Raw genomic sequence first — 14,815 nt, 5'->3', positions numbered from 1 at the left:
GCACAGCAAGGACGTTTCGACCATGCCCATGAATGCCCGCGACATCGAGCAGCTCATCAAGGATGCGCTGCCCGACGCGACCGTGGTGATCGAGGATCTGGCTGGGGACGGCGACCACTACGCCGCCCGCATCGTTTCGGCCTCGTTCCGCGGCAAGAGCCGGGTGCAGCAGCACCAGATGGTCTATGCCGCCCTCAAGGGGAACATGGGCGGCGTGCTGCACGCCCTCGCCTTGCAGACCTCCGCGCCCGCCGAATAGAGCGGCTCTCACCACGCACCGCGTGCGCCGCACCATTGCGGCGCCCCAACACGCGCCTGTGCAAGCGTGTCGCCGCCGTGTCGCGCCCTGCACCCTTGCGCTTTGGACCACATGGGCCGATCTTTATCGGCGGAAGGCCTTCTTTCCGGCCGCAGACATTGGATTTGAGACCATGGGCATTCGTGACGATATCGACGCCATCGTGAAGTCTGGCGATGTGGTGCTGTTCATGAAGGGCACGCCGCAGTTCCCGCAGTGCGGCTTCTCCGGCCAGGTGGTGCAGATTCTCGACCACGTGGGCGTCCCCTTCAAGGGCGTGAACGTGCTCGAGAACGACATGATCCGCCAGGGCATCAAGGACTACGCCAACTGGCCGACCATCCCGCAGCTCTACATCAAGGGCGAATTCGTGGGCGGCTGCGACATCGTCCGCGAGATGTTCCAGTCGGGCGAGCTGGTCCCGCTGCTGGAAGAGAAGGGTGTCGCCATTCGCGACCGCGCCATCGGCTGATTCTAGCAGCGTGAACGCATCGCCATCGGCGCCTGAGGCGGCCTTGCCGCCGGCCCCGCTCCCGCCGCCGCAAGTGGCGGGGTGGGGGCTCAAGGTCGCCATGGCTTTCGGGCTGCTGGCGGATGCCGGCGTCGTCATCCTGCTCATCGCCATTTCCGGCTTCGTCTTCGGCGGGCCGGAGGGTGCGCGGGGCGAAATTTACGCCGTGATGGAATGGGCCGGCGCGGTGGCGACCTTCGTCATTCCGCCCGCGATCGGTCTCTGGTTCTGGCGGCGCGGCCGGCCCGATGTGGGCATCGCGCTCGCATGGCTTCCGCCGCTCGCGGCGCTGGCCGCCTTGGCCCTCGGGCTGCTTTAGATCACCCCTGCCCGGCCAATAGCCGGCGGCGCAACACCGCCGGGGTTTTTCGTGCGACCTCAGGCGAGGCCCTTCTGCCGCTTCGCCGCCGTCAGCGTGTTCTGCAGCAGGCAGGCGATGGTCATCGGCCCGACGCCGCCGGGAACCGGCGTGATGAGGCTGGCAATGCCCTGCGCTTCCGCATAGGCCACGTCGCCCACGAGGCGCGTCTTGCCGTCTTCCTTCGGCACCCGGTTGATGCCCACGTCGATCACCGTCGCGCCCGGCTTGATCCAGTCGCCCCGCACCATCTCTGGCCGGCCCACCGCCGCCACCAGGATATCCGCCGTGCGGCATTCGCCGGGCAGGTCGCGGGTGCGGGAATGGGCGATGGTGACGGTGCAGTCTTCCTTCAGCAGCAGCTGCGCCGCCGGCTTGCCGACGATGTTGGAGCGGCCGACCACCACCGCCTTGAGGCCGGCGAGGCTGCCGAGATGGTGCTTGAGCAGCATGATGCAGCCGAGCGGCGTGCACGGTACCAGCGCGTCCAGACCCACCGCGAGACGGCCGGCATTCACCACATGGAAGCCGTCCACGTCCTTGGCGGGATCGATGGCGGCAATGACCTTGGTGGCGTCGATCTGCGCCGGCAGCGGCAGCTGGACGAGGATGCCGTTCACCGCCGGGTCGGCGTTCAGCTTCGCCACGAGGGCGAGAACGTCCGCCTCCGGGGTTTCGGCCGACAGCTTGTGCTCGAAGGAGGCCATGCCGGCCTCGGCCGTCTGGGCCGCCTTGTTGCGCACATAGACCTGGCTGGCAGGGTCCTCGCCCACCAGAACCACGGCGAGGCCGGGGGTGAGGCCGGCGCTGGCCTTGAGGGCGGACACCTCCTCGGCGATGCGGGCGCGCAGGCCGGCCGCGAAGGCCTTGCCGTCGATGGGTTTGGTCTCGATCACGAAGCACCCCCAGGAATCATCGGGAGACCGGCGCTGGGCGAGGCCGGCTCCGCTTGCTGTTCGGCAATTTCCCCGTCCTTGTCGGCAGGCGGGGCGGCTGAGGCAAGGCCAAATGCATGCCGGAACGCCGCAGCTGTGGTGCTTACAGCGCGCAGATATTTCGTGTAAAGAAAATTATCTTACCTGATGGAAAGATCAGGCCCGCGCCGCGCCGCCCGCGCTGGCCTGCAGCGTCTCGTCCTGCCGGCGCAGCATGTCGATGGCGGCGGCGATGGGGAGCGGCGGGGCGAACAGGTAGCCCTGCGCGGTCGGCATCCCGATGGCGCGCAGGAAGCGCAGTTGCTCCCGGGTCTCCACCCCCTCCGCCGTCACGTTGATGCGCAGCGACTGGGCGAGCTTGAGCTTGTGCTCGATGACCGCCGCCACGTCCGGATCGGTGCAGGCCTTCAGCGTGAAGGAGCGGTCGATCTTGATGCGGCTGATGGGAAAGCGGCTGACATGGTGCAGCGAGGCGTAGCCGGTGCCGTAATCGTCGAGCGCGATGCCGACCCCGAGCGTGCGCAGCGCTTCGAACGTGCGGCTCAGCTCCGCCGCGGTATTGAGCACGATGGTCTCGGGCACCTCGATCTCCAGCCGCGCGGGATCGAAGCGAGTCTCCTGGAGGATGCTCGCGACCTGCTCGGCGAAGTCCGGCGCCTTCATGGTGGCGGGGGCGATGTTCACCGAGATTGACATGCCCGGCAGGGCCGCCGCCTCGATGCAGGCGCGGCGCATGCCGTAGAGGTCCAGCCCGGCGATAATGTGCATCTCCTCGGCCATGGCGATGAACTGGGCCGGCAGCAGGCGGCCGAGCCGGGGATGATCCCAGCGCAGCAGCGTCTCGAAGCCGACCACGCGCCCGCTCACGACGTCCACCTGCGGCTGATAGGAGATGACCAGCTCGCCACGCTCCAGCGCCCCGCCGAGGGCGCTTTCGATCTCGCGGCGGGCATTGCGCTCGCTCTCGAGCTGCGTGTCGAAGCGGCAGAGAGTGTCGCCGCCGGTGTCCTTGGCCCGGTAGAGCGCAATGTCGGCCCGCCGCATCAGGTCGCTGGCGGAAACCGCATCCTGCGGCGCCTCCGCGACGCCGATGGACGCCGAGACGCGGATTTCCCCGGCGCCATCCGGAACCGGCGGCTTCAGCTCCGCCCGCAGGCGATTGAGTACCTCGTCGATTTCGCCGGGGTGCGCGGCCGGGAAAAAGGCGACGAACTCGTCGCCGCCGAACCGCCCCACCACGCCACGCTCGCCGATGGCGGTGGCGATGCGGCCCGCCACCGCCTTCAGCAGCAGGTCGCCGGCGCCGTGGCCGGCGGTGTCGTTGATGAGCTTGAAGTCGTCGAGGTCGATGAAGAGCAGCACCAGCCGCTGGTCGGACGCCAAGCCCGCGAGCGCCGATTCCAGCGCCTCGATGAAATAGCCGCGGTTGAACAGGCCCGTCAGATAATCGCGCGAGGCCATCTCGCGGGCCTGCGCCTCGCTTTCGGCGAGGACGGCGGCGACCCGCATGGCGCGGAACATCATCACGAGGAAGGTCACAGAGAGCAGCGTGGTGAGCACCGCCAGCGCCGGCAGGGCATTGCGCAGCAGGCTCCGGCCGGGCTGCGCGCCGCGCCAGGCCAATTCGGCCTCGGTGCCGTCATAGAGATTGGGAACAGCGGTGCCGACGCGGTCGGGATGGTTGGTGGCCCCCCGCCCGGTGCGCAATTGCACGTCGTGCAGATGGGCGGGCGCGGCGAGGCTCTGGAGCAGCGAATCGTCGAGCAGGTCCACCGTCACCGCCACCAGCGGCTGCGGCGCCTTGATGTCATCCGTCCGCTCGGTGAACGGGCGCGCCACCAGGATGCCGGCGCCGTCCTTGCTGGCGACGAGGCCGGCCCGGCCGGCGCGGCCCTCCGCCAAGGCCCGCGCGACGGCGGGGCGGATCCAGGCGTAGGCCTTACGCTCCCCCGGCTTCCCGTTCTCGGACGAATAGAGCACGTCCCCGTTGGCGTCGGTGATGTAGATGAATTCGAGCCCGAACCCCTCGTTGAGCCGCCGGCCGAAGCGCTCGTGCAGCCGGGCGAGGTCGCCGGCCGCGAGCTGGGTCAGCACCTGCTTCTCGTCTTCCGAGGTGGCCATGGCCTGCTGGATGAGGGATTCATGGGCCTGCAGCGCCGCGAGGAGGGCCAGCCGCTCCCGCATGCCGGCCTTCTCGTCCTGCTTCATGCCGGCATAGATGAACACGCCGACGAGCCCCGCCACCAGGAGCGCGAGCGCAGCCAGCCCGGCCAGGAGCGGAATGTGGACGTGACGGCCGGACGGGCGAGAAATGACGACACCCTCCCTGGAACATCGTTCCAGATCGAAAATGCCGCGCTGAGAGCCGGAATTGGCGCCGCGCGGCAGAAAATGCGGCTGTGACGGCCGGATTTATCTCTATGTCCGATAGATTTGGACCTTGCGCAAGGTTGTTTCGACCTTCTCCAAATTCATGCGGCAGACCGGCGAGCGAGCAACCATCAGGGCTCAACCAGGGGGACGTCTTCCACCTCGACGGCAATCTATACTGACGCAGCGACATGGGGCCGTCGGGGCCCGGCGCAGCGCGGCGCCGACATTCACCTTGCAGTGCAGCACCTTGCACTGCACACGCCGGATGGCACCGGAAAAAACAACGCCGCCCGGCTGAGGATGTCCCAGCCGGGCGGCGAAGTATTACCCAAGGTGAAGCCGGCAGCTGCGGCGGCTTTCAGCTGGCGGCAGGCACCAGGAAGCGGTCGGCATCGGCGCGGGTGGCGACGATTTCGGTCAGCTCGCCGACGCCGGTGGTGAGCAGCACGCGCTCCACCTGCGGGTCGCAGTTGAACAGCACCAGCTTGCCGTCGCGCTTGTAGAGGGACTTGGCGTTGGCGAGGATGAGCCGGATGCCGATAGAGGCGAGGAAGGTCACGCCCGCCATGTCCACCAGCGCCACATGGGCATGGCTCGCCAGGGCGCTGAAGGTGGTCTCGATTTCCGCCGCGCCGGCAATGTCCATGCGGCCGGCGAGGGAAATGACGATCTGCCCGGGTTCGAGCGGAGTGGAATCGAGCTTCATGGCGGTCCGCCGTGGTTCGCTGAGCCGTGCGCCCGCAACCGGTGCGGTTGCGGGCTATCCGGCTCCTCTTCCCACCCTGCCTTTACAGTTTTGTGACAGCGCGCCGCGGCAGCCCGCCTGCCCCGGCGGCGCGGGGCGGGCGGTCAGCCGAGGGCGGCAATGCGTGCGTCCAGCGCCTCGCCCACCGGAAGGTCCGCCACCTCCTCCACCGCGAGACCGCCGCCTGCGAGATGGTGGACCATGGGGAAGAAGCGGTCGGCGCAGCCCTCGCTCTTCGCCAGCATGTCGGTCCAGAGCCGGTCGAAGATGTCGAGCACCGGCCCGAGCGGCGCGACGGGGAGCTGCTGGCCGGAATAGCGCGGGAATTTGTTGGTCAGCTTCTTCCAGTCATCCTTGAGCGCGTCGCGCAGCACGGGGTCGGCGGTGAGGCGGGCATCACGGCCGCCGCGCTCGTATGTGGCGCGGGTTTCCATCAAGGAGAGCAGCAGCGCGTTGGACCGGCTCCGCAGCAGCGGCCGCAGGCGCTCCACGAACAGCTTGCGCAGCGCATCCACGTAGTCCGGATCGGAAAGGCCGATCTCCTGGCCGCCCACTGCGGGACCGGGGGCGAACTTCGCCGCCGCCGTGGCGAAGCGCTCGGCCGGCCAGTCCCCAGCCGGGCGGGAGGTGAGGAGCAGGACAATGCCGGGCGGGATCGCTCCAGGGCCGGGCAGGAGCGCGAGGACCTCAGCATCCGCCCCTTCCAGCCCGTCGATGCAGACCAGCAGGCGCTTGGTCCCCTGCCCCGCTGCCGCCCCGGCGAGCGCGGCGAGCCAGCCGGCGAAGGCGTCCGGACTGGCGAATGCCCCCGACGCGTCCGGCGCGGGACATGCGAATTCGGCCTCGAACGCTGCCTTCAGCGCCTCGACCAGCGCCGCCGGGCTCGCGTCCGCCATGAGGCCCACGGCGATGGCGCGGGCGCCGCTGGATATGGCGCTGTCGATGCCCTCGGGGCTGCCGTCCCTGGCGGTCCGCCGGGCGATGATGCCGCGCACGAACCGGGTCTTGCCGGCGCCGGCCGGCATCCGCAGCCAATAGAGGCCGCTGTCATGGCTGACGAGGAAGGAGCGGAACGGGGTCCGGACGTGGGCGGGGGAAACGTAGTCCGCGTCGGACTCAAGGGAGAGCGGGAACGGCTGAACTGTCAGCTGTGCTGTCATGGGAGGCTCCGGGGCGAGAGCATGGATCGCCTTCCGGCCGCTCTCGGTCCCGGCGGGTTTCGGCCAACAATCCAGACAGGGAACCCCAAGCATTTAGCGTGCCCCGGCCGCATCGCCGGGGGCACGCCGCCTGCCGCCCTGCCCGCGTCGCCTCAGCGCTTGCGGTCGCCGCCGGCGAAATTGCTGGTGTGGCCTTCCTTCGTCGCCTGCGCGCGCCAGGCCTTGGCCACGGCCTTCAGCTTCTGGTCGGGCGCGATGCGCGACACCATCTGCTCCGCGCGGGTGCTGCCGCACGACGGGCAGACGGGCGTGTCGGACGACGAGATGAGGAGTTCGAACTCCTTGTCGCAATCGGGACAATGGAAATTGTAGAGCGGCACGCCGAGCCTCCTGTCCTGTTCCGGGGGCACGTCCGCGCGTCCGGCGCAAGTCCTTGAAAGACCAGGCGCAAGCCGCTGCCGACGTGCTGCGGCGCCGCGCTGCCGCCGTCGCCCGGAGCGCGCGCCGGCTTTGCCCAAGCAGGAAGCGGGCCAGATGGCGGGGGGGAGTCCGTCAGCCCACGGTCTCGATGCCGAGCACCTTCTCCAGCACCCCGGCTGGGTCTTCATCCAGCATCAGGGAGGTGCCCATGAGCAGCGCCTTGGCCCCGGCCGTGGCGAGCCGCTCCCGGTCTTCCGCCGTGCCGAGGCCGCCTTCCGCCACCACGAAGGCCTTCTCCGGCGGGATGAGCGGGATCAGCGCCTCGCAGGTGCCAGGCACGAGCTCGAAGGTGTGGATGTTGCGGTTGGTGACGCAGATGAAGTCCGCCCCCGCCGCCAGCGCCGCTTCCACATCGGCGGGGGTATGCACCTGAACCATCACGTCGAGGGCAATGGAGGCGGCGCGCTCGCGATAGGCGGGAAGGTCCGGCCCCAGCAGCGCCGCCGAGAGCACCACCGCATCCGCGCCGGCGAGCCGCGCCTCCAGGATCTGGTAGACGTCGTAGATGATGTCCTGGGCGAGGATGGTCAGGTCCACCGCACCGCGCACGGTGGCGAGGTCCGAATAGGAGCCGCGGAAGGATTGCCGCTCCACCGCCACCGCAAGGGCCACCGCGCCCACCGCCTCGAAATCCTCGGCCAGCGCCTTGTAGGGCACCATGGTCTTCAATGCCGGCTCGAACGGCGAGCCGCCCTTCAGCTCGCAGATGATGCCGGGCTTGCCGGTGGCCCGGAAGGCGGCGGCGAGCGCGCCCTGGAAGCCCCGGGTCATGGGCATCTCGCCCACCTTGCCCTGGATCTGGCCCAGCGAGCGGCGGGCCTTGGCCTTGGCGAGCTGGTCGCGGCGCTGGAGGAGAAACGGCTTCAGCCGGCTGCTTTCGGGCAGGATCATGAAAGAACGTCCACGGCAAAGGAGGCAGAGAAACGAGGCGCGCTAACGAACGGGGCCAAACGCCCCGATTTGAAAAAGTCGCTTCAGCTTCACAGATTTCGCGCGCTTTGACCATGCCGCTTTCGCACCGCGGCAGAGGCGGCGGCGCGGTTGGCCCTTTCCTCTCGCAGCGCAACGCGCGATGATCCGCCCATTCTTTGCCTGATCGAGTTTTTGAAGATGTTCACGCGCGTCTGCAAAGCGGAAACCGTTGCCGAAGGTGGCATGCGGCTGGTGATCGCCGACAATCACCTCATCGTCCTCGCCTGGCCCGACAATGGGGAGATCCGCGCCTTCCAGGGCGTCTGCCCCCATTCGAACGCGCCGCTTAACGAGGCGGAGTTCGACGGCACCGTCCTCGTCTGCCCCATCCACCGCTGGACCTGGGACCTGAATTCCGGCGCCCCCCTCGAGCCGCAGGAAAGCGCGCTCGCGGAATATCCGGTGAAGGTAGAAGATGGCGTCGTCTATATCGACACGGAAGGCATAGAGCCCCTGTTCGCCGCGCCCTGAGAGCGCCGCAGCCCGCCCAGACAATCAGTGGAGGCGCCGCGCCGGGTGCATGGCCGGGGCGCGGCCAAAGCCGGAGTTCGACCCGTGACAGATGAGACCGCCGCCCAGACCGCCATCATCGTCGGCGCAGGCAAGGGGCTGTCCGCCTCCCTCGCCCGCCGCCTCGCCCGCGAGGGCTTCCGCGTCGCCCTCGTGGCGCGCGACGTGGACAAGCTCGCTCCCCTCGTCGCCGAGACCGGGGCGCGCGCCTACGCCGCCGACGCGCAGAACGCGCCCGCCATCGAGAGCGTCTTCGCCGAGGTGGACAAAGCCTTCGGCCCGCCCGACCTCGTGGTGTTCAACGCCTCCATGCGCTACCGCGGCCCGGTGGAGGTGCTGGACCCGGCCGACGTGATGGAGGCCTATTCCGTCGGCGCCTTCGCCGGCTTCCTCACTGCCCAGGCCGCGACGCGGCGCATGCTGGCGCGGGGACAGGGCTCGCTCTTCTTCACCGGCGCCACCGCCAGCGTGAAGGCCATGCCCCATTCGGTGCCCTTCGCCATGGCGAAGTTCGCGCTTCGCGCGCTGGCGCAGGGCCTCGCGCGCGAACTCGGCCCGCGCGGCATCCATGTGGCGCACTTCATCCTCGACGGCGGCATCGCCTCGTCCTGGGCGACGGCGGGGGAGCCCGGGCCGGCGGACAAGTGGCTCGATCCCGACGCCATCGCCGAGACCTACCTGTCCGTCCACCGCCAGCACCGCTCGGCCTGGACCTGCGAGCTGGACCTGCGCCCGTGGGTGGAGAAGTTCTGAAGCCCCAGCGTTAAGCCTGCCGCCGCCCGTGCATTGTGGCGGGCGGGGCGGCATGCCATCTTCCGGTCCCAACGACGGGAGGATTTCGTGCCGCATTCCATGGTCAACGGCCGCCAGATCAAGGCTGGCCGCGCCCTGCTCGGCTGGTCGCGCAAGGATCTCGCCGAGCGCACCGGCGTGACCGCCGACACCGTGAAGGTGGTTGAGCAGGATGCCGTCACGCTGGAAGCCCTCGCCTCCACGCGCACCCGGCTGTGCGCCACGCTTGAGGCCGAGGGCATCAATTTCCTGAACGGCGGCGGCATGGGCGTGCAGATCGTTCCCAAGGACGAGGGCATCCGCGCCGAAGACCTCAACGCCTCCAACGACGACTGACGAGCCCCATGATCCTGCACAATTTCGCCGCCCGCCACTGGATCATCGTGGCGATCATCCTCGTCATCGCGACGCTCGCCTATCTCGGAAGTTGGTCCTGATCGGCTGATCGCGGACGCTAACGACCTCGCCACGATCCCCATCGTCATGGCCGGGCTTGTCCCGGCCATCCACGTGGTGAGGCCGGGCAAGCTTCCTGTGAGCATCGCGCCATCGGCACGACGTGGATGCCCGGGACAAGCCCGGGCATGACGGCTTGAAGGCGGATAAAGACGCGCTTTCGCTCGTCATTCCTGCCCGATTCCCAAGCCCTCGCGCTCCCGCCTCCCCCTCACTTCACCAGCAGCAGTGCGAAGCCGTCATAACCTTTGGTGCCGACGGTCTGCACCGCTGTGGCGGTGAGGCGCGGTTCGGCGCCGGCGATTTCGTAGGTGCGGCGGATGCCGATGACAGAGGCGTCCTCGCTTTCGGCATCGAGCACCCGGCCGGCGCGCACCACGTTGTCGCACACGATGAGCGTGCCCGGCCGCGACAGGCGCAGCGCCCAGTCGAGATAGGCCGGATTGCTCGGCTTGTCGGCGTCGATGAAGATGAGGTCGAACGGCCCCGCCCCTTCCGCCGCCAGCAGCGGCAGCGTCTCGATGGCGGGAGCGACGCGCAGGTCGATGCGCTCGGCAAGGCCGGCGCGCGTGAAATTGGCGCGGGCGACGGCGGCGTGGTGGGCGTCCGCCTCCAGCGTCACCACCGTGCCGTCCTCAGGCAGAGCCCGGGCGAGAAAGATGGTGCTGTAGCCGCCCAGCGTGCCGATTTCGAGGATGCGCCGCGCACCCATCATGCGGGCGAAGATGTGGAGCATCTGCCCCTGCGCCGCCGAGACGCTGATGGCGGGCAGGCCCGCTTGCTCACAGGCCGCCTGCACGTCGTCGAGCACTGGATCGGCCGGCAGCAACTGCTCAACGATGAAGGCGTCCATCTCCTCCCAGAGTGGCGAATGCATGTCCCTCTCCCACGATCATTGCCGGCGCAATGAATACCGCTTGCATGAAGGATTTGCGTCGGCTGTCCGGGTTCAATCCTGGTCGCTCTCCCGCGCAGCGCGGATGGAGAGCACGGCATAGGCCACCACCAGCGCCAGCTCCACCAGCGTGAACAGCATCAGCCGCGTCATGCCGGCAGGTGCCCACACGCCCAGCACCACCTGCGTCAACGTCGCCAGGAGCCACAGCACGATCGCCCAGCCGGCGCGCAGCCAGAGCCCGACACCGGCGATGGGATCGATGATCGCCGCCCAGATCACCGCCGCCTGCGCGGCCATGGGCATGGCCTCGAAGCGGCTCGCCGGTCCGTCGCCGATGCCGAGGATGACCGCCCAGTGGATGATGCCTTCCAGCAGCAGAAAGGCCGCGACGCCGCGCAGGAACAGGAACAGCCGCCGCCGCCAGGGCGAGAGATTTTCCCATTGGGCTCGGGCGCTGGCGTCGATGGGATCGTAATGACTCATGTGCCGGGGGCCAGAAGTTCCAGTTCGTCGGGTATGGGATCGAAATGCGCCGCGATGACGGCCGGGTCCACCTCCGCCAGGGTCGCCGGCTGCCATTGGGGGGCGTTGTCGCGATCGACGAGGACCGCGCGCACCCCTTCGTAGAAATCATGCCCCGCCGCGACGCGGTTCACCACCCGGAATTCCAGCTTCAGGCAGTCTCCCAGCTCCAGGTCCGGCCCGCGCCGCATCTGCTCCATGGTGATGGAGAGGCTGGTGGGCGACTTGCCGGCGATGTCGGTGAGGAGCGTGGTGGCGAACGCCGCATGGGGTCCCTCACCCTCCGCCGCCGCCTGCAGCGCGCCGAGAATGCCGGCGAGATGGCCCCGCCCGAAGGCGTCGGCGATGAAGTCCGCGCGATCGGCGAAGGCGCCGGGGCCGGGCTCGATGCGATGGTCGGCGATGATGCGCTCCACATCGCCGCCCGCGCACAGCGCCTCTTCCAGCGCCGGGAAGGCGGCGCTCGGCACCACGTCGGTCGCAAGGCCGCAGGCGAAGGCCTCGGCGGCGCGGATGCGCGTGCCGGTCAGCGCCAGGAACACCCCGAAAGCACCCGGCAGGCGCGGCAGCACATGGGTGCCGCCCACGTCGGGGAACAGGCCGATATTCACCTCCGGCATGGCGAACAGATACTTGTCGCCCGCCACACGGTGCGCGCCATGGGCCGAGAGGCCGAAGCCGCCGCCCATGCAGATGCCGTCGACCAGCGCCACATAGGGCTTGGGGAAGCTGCCGATATAGTCGTTGAGGACATATTCCTCGCGCCAGAACTGCAGCGATTCGGCGGTGTTGCCGGCGCGGCCGAGATCGTAGAGGGAGCGCACGTCGCCGCCGGCGCAGAAGGCCTTCTCGCCCGCCGCCTTGATGACCACGCGGGTTACGGCCGGGTCCTGCGCCCATTGCCGCAGACGCGGCAGTATCTCGCGCACCATGGAGAGGTTGAGCGCATTGAGCGCCTTCGGACGGTTGAGGGTGATGACCCCGGCTTCGCCCTTCACCTCAAGCAGGACTTCAGGCTCCGTGGTCATTCATCCCTCCCCGTTCCGCCCCCGCCGCTGAGCGACGGTCGTTGCCGGCAGGGTTAGACGCGGCCGGAGGGAGCGTCAACGCGAGCCGGCGCACCGCGGCCGTGCGGCTGCGCACACGCTGAACGTGCACGCACGGGTGAACTTGCCGTGACGCTCCGCCGCGTCCCCTCGCGGGCGGAGGTCGGCGGGTCTATAAGGTCGGCTTGGCGCCCCTTCGCGGGCGAACGAAGAACGAGCGCATCATGCCCCTCTCCAAGCCCCGCCTGCATGCCGTTTCCGAAGCCGAGGCCACCGCCAGCCGGCTCGGCCTCGTCCACCGCCCCCGGCGGAACCGGAAGACGGACTGGGCGCGCCGGCTGGTGCGCGAGGCGACGCTCACCGTCGACGACCTGATCTGGCCGATCTTCGTCATGAACGGGCAGGCCACCCGCACCCCCATCCCCTCCATGCCCGGCGTCGAGCGCCTGACGGTGGACGAAGCGGTGCGCGCGGCCGAAATGGCGGCGAAGCTGAAGATCCCGGCCCTCGCCATCTTCCCCTATATCGACCCCTCACGCCGCGACCCCACCGGCAGCGAGGCGCTGAACGACAACAACCTCGTCTGCCAGACGCTGCGCGCCATCAAGGCCGAGATCCCCAACCTCGGCCTCATCACCGACGTGGCGCTGGACCCCTTCACCAGCCACGGCCATGACGGCCTGCTGGAGGATGGCCGCATCCTCAATGACGAGACGGTGGAACTCCTCGTCCGTCAGGCGCTGGTGCAGGCCGAGGCCGGGGCGGACGTGATCGCCCCCTCGGACATGATGGACGGCCGCGTCGGCGCCATCCGCGCCGGGCTCGACGCCAACGGCTTCGAGGACGTGCAGATCATGTCCTATGCGGCGAAGTACGCCTCCGCCTTCTACGGCCCGTTCCGCGACGCCATCGGCACCGCCAAGACCCTCTCGGGCGACAAGCGCACCTACCAGATGGACCCCGGCAATGGCCTGGAGGCCATCCGCGAGGCCGCCCTCGACGTGGAGGAAGGCGCGGACATGCTGATGGTGAAGCCCGGCTTGCCCTATCTCGACATCGTGTGGCGGCTGAAGGAGGCCTTTGGCCTGCCGACCTTCGCCTATCAGGTGTCCGGCGAGTACGCGATGATCGAGGGCGCCATCCGCAACGGCTGGGTCGACGGCGACCGCATCGTCCCGGAGAGCCTGCTCGCCTTCAAGCGCGCCGGTGCCGACGGCATCCTCACCTATTTCGCGCCGCGCGTGGCGCAGGCCCTGGCCGAACGGGGCTGAGGCCCCTCGCGGGAGAAGACCCATGACCGTGCCCGCGACGGCGCTGGAAGTCGAAAAAGACCTGCAAGGGGACTTGCCCGTCACCCTCGCCGACGTGGAGGGCGCCTGGCCGCTGGTCCGCGCCTCCGTGCTGCGCACGCCGACCCTGCGCGCGCCCCGCCTCTCCGCCTTCACCGGCGCCGAGGTCTATGTGAAGTACGAGAACCTTCAGGCCACCGCCTCCTTCAAGGAGCGCGGCGCGCTGGTGAAGCTCTCGCGCCTCACGCCGGACGAGGCACGGCGCGGCGCCGTGGCCATGTCGGCCGGCAACCATGCGCAGGCGGTGGCCTATCACGGCACGCGGCTTGGCATCTCCACCCTCATCGTGATGCCGGAGACGACACCGCAGGTGAAGGTGGCCGCCACCGAGGCCTTCGGCGCCGAGGTGGTGCTGTTCGGCGAGACGGTGGCCGACGCCTATGAGGAGGCCGAGCGCATCTCCAAGGCGCAGGGCCGTGTCTTCGTCCACCCCTATGACGATGTGGACGTGATCGCCGGCCAGGGCTCGGTGGCGCTGGAGATGATCGAAGACGGGCCGGCCTTCGACGCCGTGCTGGTGCCCATCGGCGGCGGCGGGCTCGTCGCCGGCATGGCGGTGGCCTTCGCCGGCCGCTCGCCTGCCACGCAGGTGGTGGGCGTCGAGACCCAGCTCTATCCCGCCATGTGGACCGCCATGACCGGCGAGGCCCGCCCCTGCGGTGGCCCGACGCTGGCCGAGGGCATCGCCGTGCGCAATGTGGGCGAGATCACCGCACAGATCGTGCGGCGCCTCGTGCCCCACGTGGTGCTGGTGGACGAGACGGCGCTGGAGCGGGCGGTGAACGCCTTCCTCATGCACCAGAAGACGCTGGCCGAAGGCGCCGGCGCCGCGGGCCTTGCCGCCCTCATCGCCGAGCCCGAGCGCTTCCGCGGCAAGACGGTGGGCCTCGTCGTCTCCGGCGGCAACATCGACCCGCGCATGATCGCCGGCATCCTGCTGCGCGAGCTGGAGCGGGAAGAGCGCATCGTCTCCTTCCGCCTGACCATCCTCGACCGGCCGGGCATGCTGGGCCGCATCGCCACCCTGCTCGGCAAGCTCGGCGCCAACATTCTGGAAGTCCACCACCGCCGCACCTTCCTCGACGTCCCCGCCAAGGGCACCCGCCTCGACCTGACGGTGGAGACGCGGGATCAGGCCCACGCCGAGCTGATCCAGACCGCGCTGGAAGGCGAAGGGCTGCCGGTGCAGCGCCTGGGGGCGGGCGGCGCGGACTGGTAGGGCGGGCGTCGGGCCTCTTTCCATCACCTTGCCGGGCAATGGCGCGTTCTATCCAGTCATCACGTCATGCCCGGGCTTGTCCCGGGCATCCACGTCAGGCCGGCGCAACACTGCGCCGCAAAGTGTCCCCGGCCGATCCACGTGGATGGCCGGGACAAGCCCGGCCATGACGGCAGCTTTTTGATCGCACC

Annotated in this window: 17 protein-coding genes; 8 read left to right on the top strand and 9 right to left on the bottom strand. The window is 69.2% G+C overall.

Annotated elements, in window-relative coordinates:
• Window positions 1–22 precede the first annotated feature (22 nt).
• From FHT36_RS00155 to FHT36_RS00145, 3 genes are all read left to right on the top strand, one after another.
• The gene (locus FHT36_RS00155) at window positions 23–259 is read left to right on the top strand and encodes a BolA family protein (protein ID WP_024278809.1); all 237 of its coding nucleotides are present in this window, start codon (window positions 23–25) and stop codon (window positions 257–259) included.
• Window positions 260–431: 172 nt separating this feature from the next.
• A complete protein-coding gene (grxD, locus tag FHT36_RS00150; RefSeq protein ID WP_169120013.1) occupies window positions 432–770 on the top strand; it encodes a Grx4 family monothiol glutaredoxin in 339 nt (112 codons plus the stop codon).
• 100 nt (window positions 771–870) lie between these two features.
• Window positions 871–1,128, top strand: a complete 258-nt coding sequence (locus FHT36_RS00145) for a hypothetical protein (protein WP_169120011.1) — start codon at window positions 871–873, stop codon at window positions 1,126–1,128.
• Between the two features lie 59 nt (window positions 1,129–1,187).
• Here the strand turns inward: FHT36_RS00145 and folD are convergent, their stop codons facing one another.
• The 6 genes from folD to FHT36_RS00115 form a co-directional block, all read right to left on the bottom strand.
• Window positions 1,188–2,060 (bottom strand): bifunctional methylenetetrahydrofolate dehydrogenase/methenyltetrahydrofolate cyclohydrolase FolD, encoded by an 873-nt coding sequence (gene folD, locus FHT36_RS00140; protein WP_348644380.1) that lies wholly within the window; start codon window positions 2,058–2,060, stop codon window positions 1,188–1,190.
• Window positions 2,061–2,258: 198 nt separating this feature from the next.
• On the bottom strand, window positions 2,259–4,346 hold the full coding sequence (locus tag FHT36_RS00135) for an EAL domain-containing protein (protein ID WP_169120007.1): 2,088 nt from the start codon (window positions 4,344–4,346) through the stop codon (window positions 2,259–2,261).
• A gap of 487 nt (window positions 4,347–4,833) precedes the next feature.
• Window positions 4,834–5,181, bottom strand: coding sequence for an STAS domain-containing protein (locus FHT36_RS00130; RefSeq protein WP_169120005.1), 348 nt, complete (start codon window positions 5,179–5,181; stop codon window positions 4,834–4,836).
• Window positions 5,182–5,324: 143 nt separating this feature from the next.
• Window positions 5,325–6,380, bottom strand: a complete 1,056-nt coding sequence (locus tag FHT36_RS00125; protein ID WP_169120003.1) for a hypothetical protein — start codon at window positions 6,378–6,380, stop codon at window positions 5,325–5,327.
• 152 nt (window positions 6,381–6,532) lie between these two features.
• A complete protein-coding gene (locus tag FHT36_RS24250; RefSeq protein ID WP_309298272.1) occupies window positions 6,533–6,790 on the bottom strand; it encodes a zinc ribbon domain-containing protein in 258 nt (85 codons plus the stop codon).
• Between the two features lie 142 nt (window positions 6,791–6,932).
• Window positions 6,933–7,751, bottom strand: coding sequence for an indole-3-glycerol-phosphate synthase (locus FHT36_RS00115; RefSeq protein ID WP_169120001.1), 819 nt, complete (start codon window positions 7,749–7,751; stop codon window positions 6,933–6,935).
• A 219-nt stretch (window positions 7,752–7,970) separates the two neighbouring features.
• Between FHT36_RS00115 and FHT36_RS00110 the strand changes: the two genes are divergently transcribed.
• The 3 genes from FHT36_RS00110 to FHT36_RS00100 all read left to right on the top strand — a co-directional run bounded on the left by FHT36_RS00110 (window position 7,971) and on the right by FHT36_RS00100 (window position 9,470).
• On the top strand, window positions 7,971–8,303 hold the full coding sequence (locus FHT36_RS00110) for a Rieske 2Fe-2S domain-containing protein (RefSeq protein WP_169119999.1): 333 nt from the start codon (window positions 7,971–7,973) through the stop codon (window positions 8,301–8,303).
• 84 nt (window positions 8,304–8,387) lie between these two features.
• Complete coding sequence (locus FHT36_RS00105) at window positions 8,388–9,095, top strand: SDR family NAD(P)-dependent oxidoreductase (protein WP_169119989.1); 708 nt, start codon at window positions 8,388–8,390, stop codon at window positions 9,093–9,095.
• A gap of 87 nt (window positions 9,096–9,182) precedes the next feature.
• A complete protein-coding gene (locus FHT36_RS00100; RefSeq protein WP_169119987.1) occupies window positions 9,183–9,470 on the top strand; it encodes a helix-turn-helix transcriptional regulator in 288 nt (95 codons plus the stop codon).
• Between the two features lie 331 nt (window positions 9,471–9,801).
• Here the strand turns inward: FHT36_RS00100 and FHT36_RS00095 are convergent, their stop codons facing one another.
• The 3 genes from FHT36_RS00095 to FHT36_RS00085 form a co-directional block, all read right to left on the bottom strand.
• Window positions 9,802–10,467, bottom strand: coding sequence for an O-methyltransferase (locus FHT36_RS00095; protein WP_169119985.1), 666 nt, complete (start codon window positions 10,465–10,467; stop codon window positions 9,802–9,804).
• 72 nt (window positions 10,468–10,539) lie between these two features.
• A complete protein-coding gene (locus FHT36_RS00090) occupies window positions 10,540–10,971 on the bottom strand; it encodes a DUF6163 family protein (protein ID WP_169119983.1) in 432 nt (143 codons plus the stop codon).
• Window positions 10,968–12,038 (bottom strand): enoyl-CoA hydratase/isomerase family protein, encoded by a 1,071-nt coding sequence (locus FHT36_RS00085; protein WP_169119981.1) that lies wholly within the window; start codon window positions 12,036–12,038, stop codon window positions 10,968–10,970. Before FHT36_RS00085 ends, FHT36_RS00090 begins: the two co-directional genes overlap by 4 nt.
• Window positions 12,039–12,280: 242 nt before the next feature.
• Here FHT36_RS00085 and hemB point away from each other — a divergent pair, with 242 nt between their 5' ends.
• A complete protein-coding gene (gene hemB / locus FHT36_RS00080) occupies window positions 12,281–13,327 on the top strand; it encodes a porphobilinogen synthase (protein WP_169119979.1) in 1,047 nt (348 codons plus the stop codon).
• 22 nt (window positions 13,328–13,349) lie between these two features.
• Window positions 13,350–14,624: a threonine ammonia-lyase gene (locus tag FHT36_RS00075; RefSeq protein WP_169119977.1), complete on the top strand. Its 1,275-nt coding sequence runs from the start codon at window positions 13,350–13,352 to the stop codon at window positions 14,622–14,624.
• Window positions 14,625–14,815 lie beyond the last annotated feature (191 nt).

Source organism: Xanthobacter sp. SG618 (assembly GCF_012932745.1).
Classification (GTDB): domain Bacteria; phylum Pseudomonadota; class Alphaproteobacteria; order Rhizobiales; family Xanthobacteraceae; genus Xanthobacter; species Xanthobacter flavus.
This window is presented reverse-complemented; position numbering and strand designations above follow the sequence as displayed.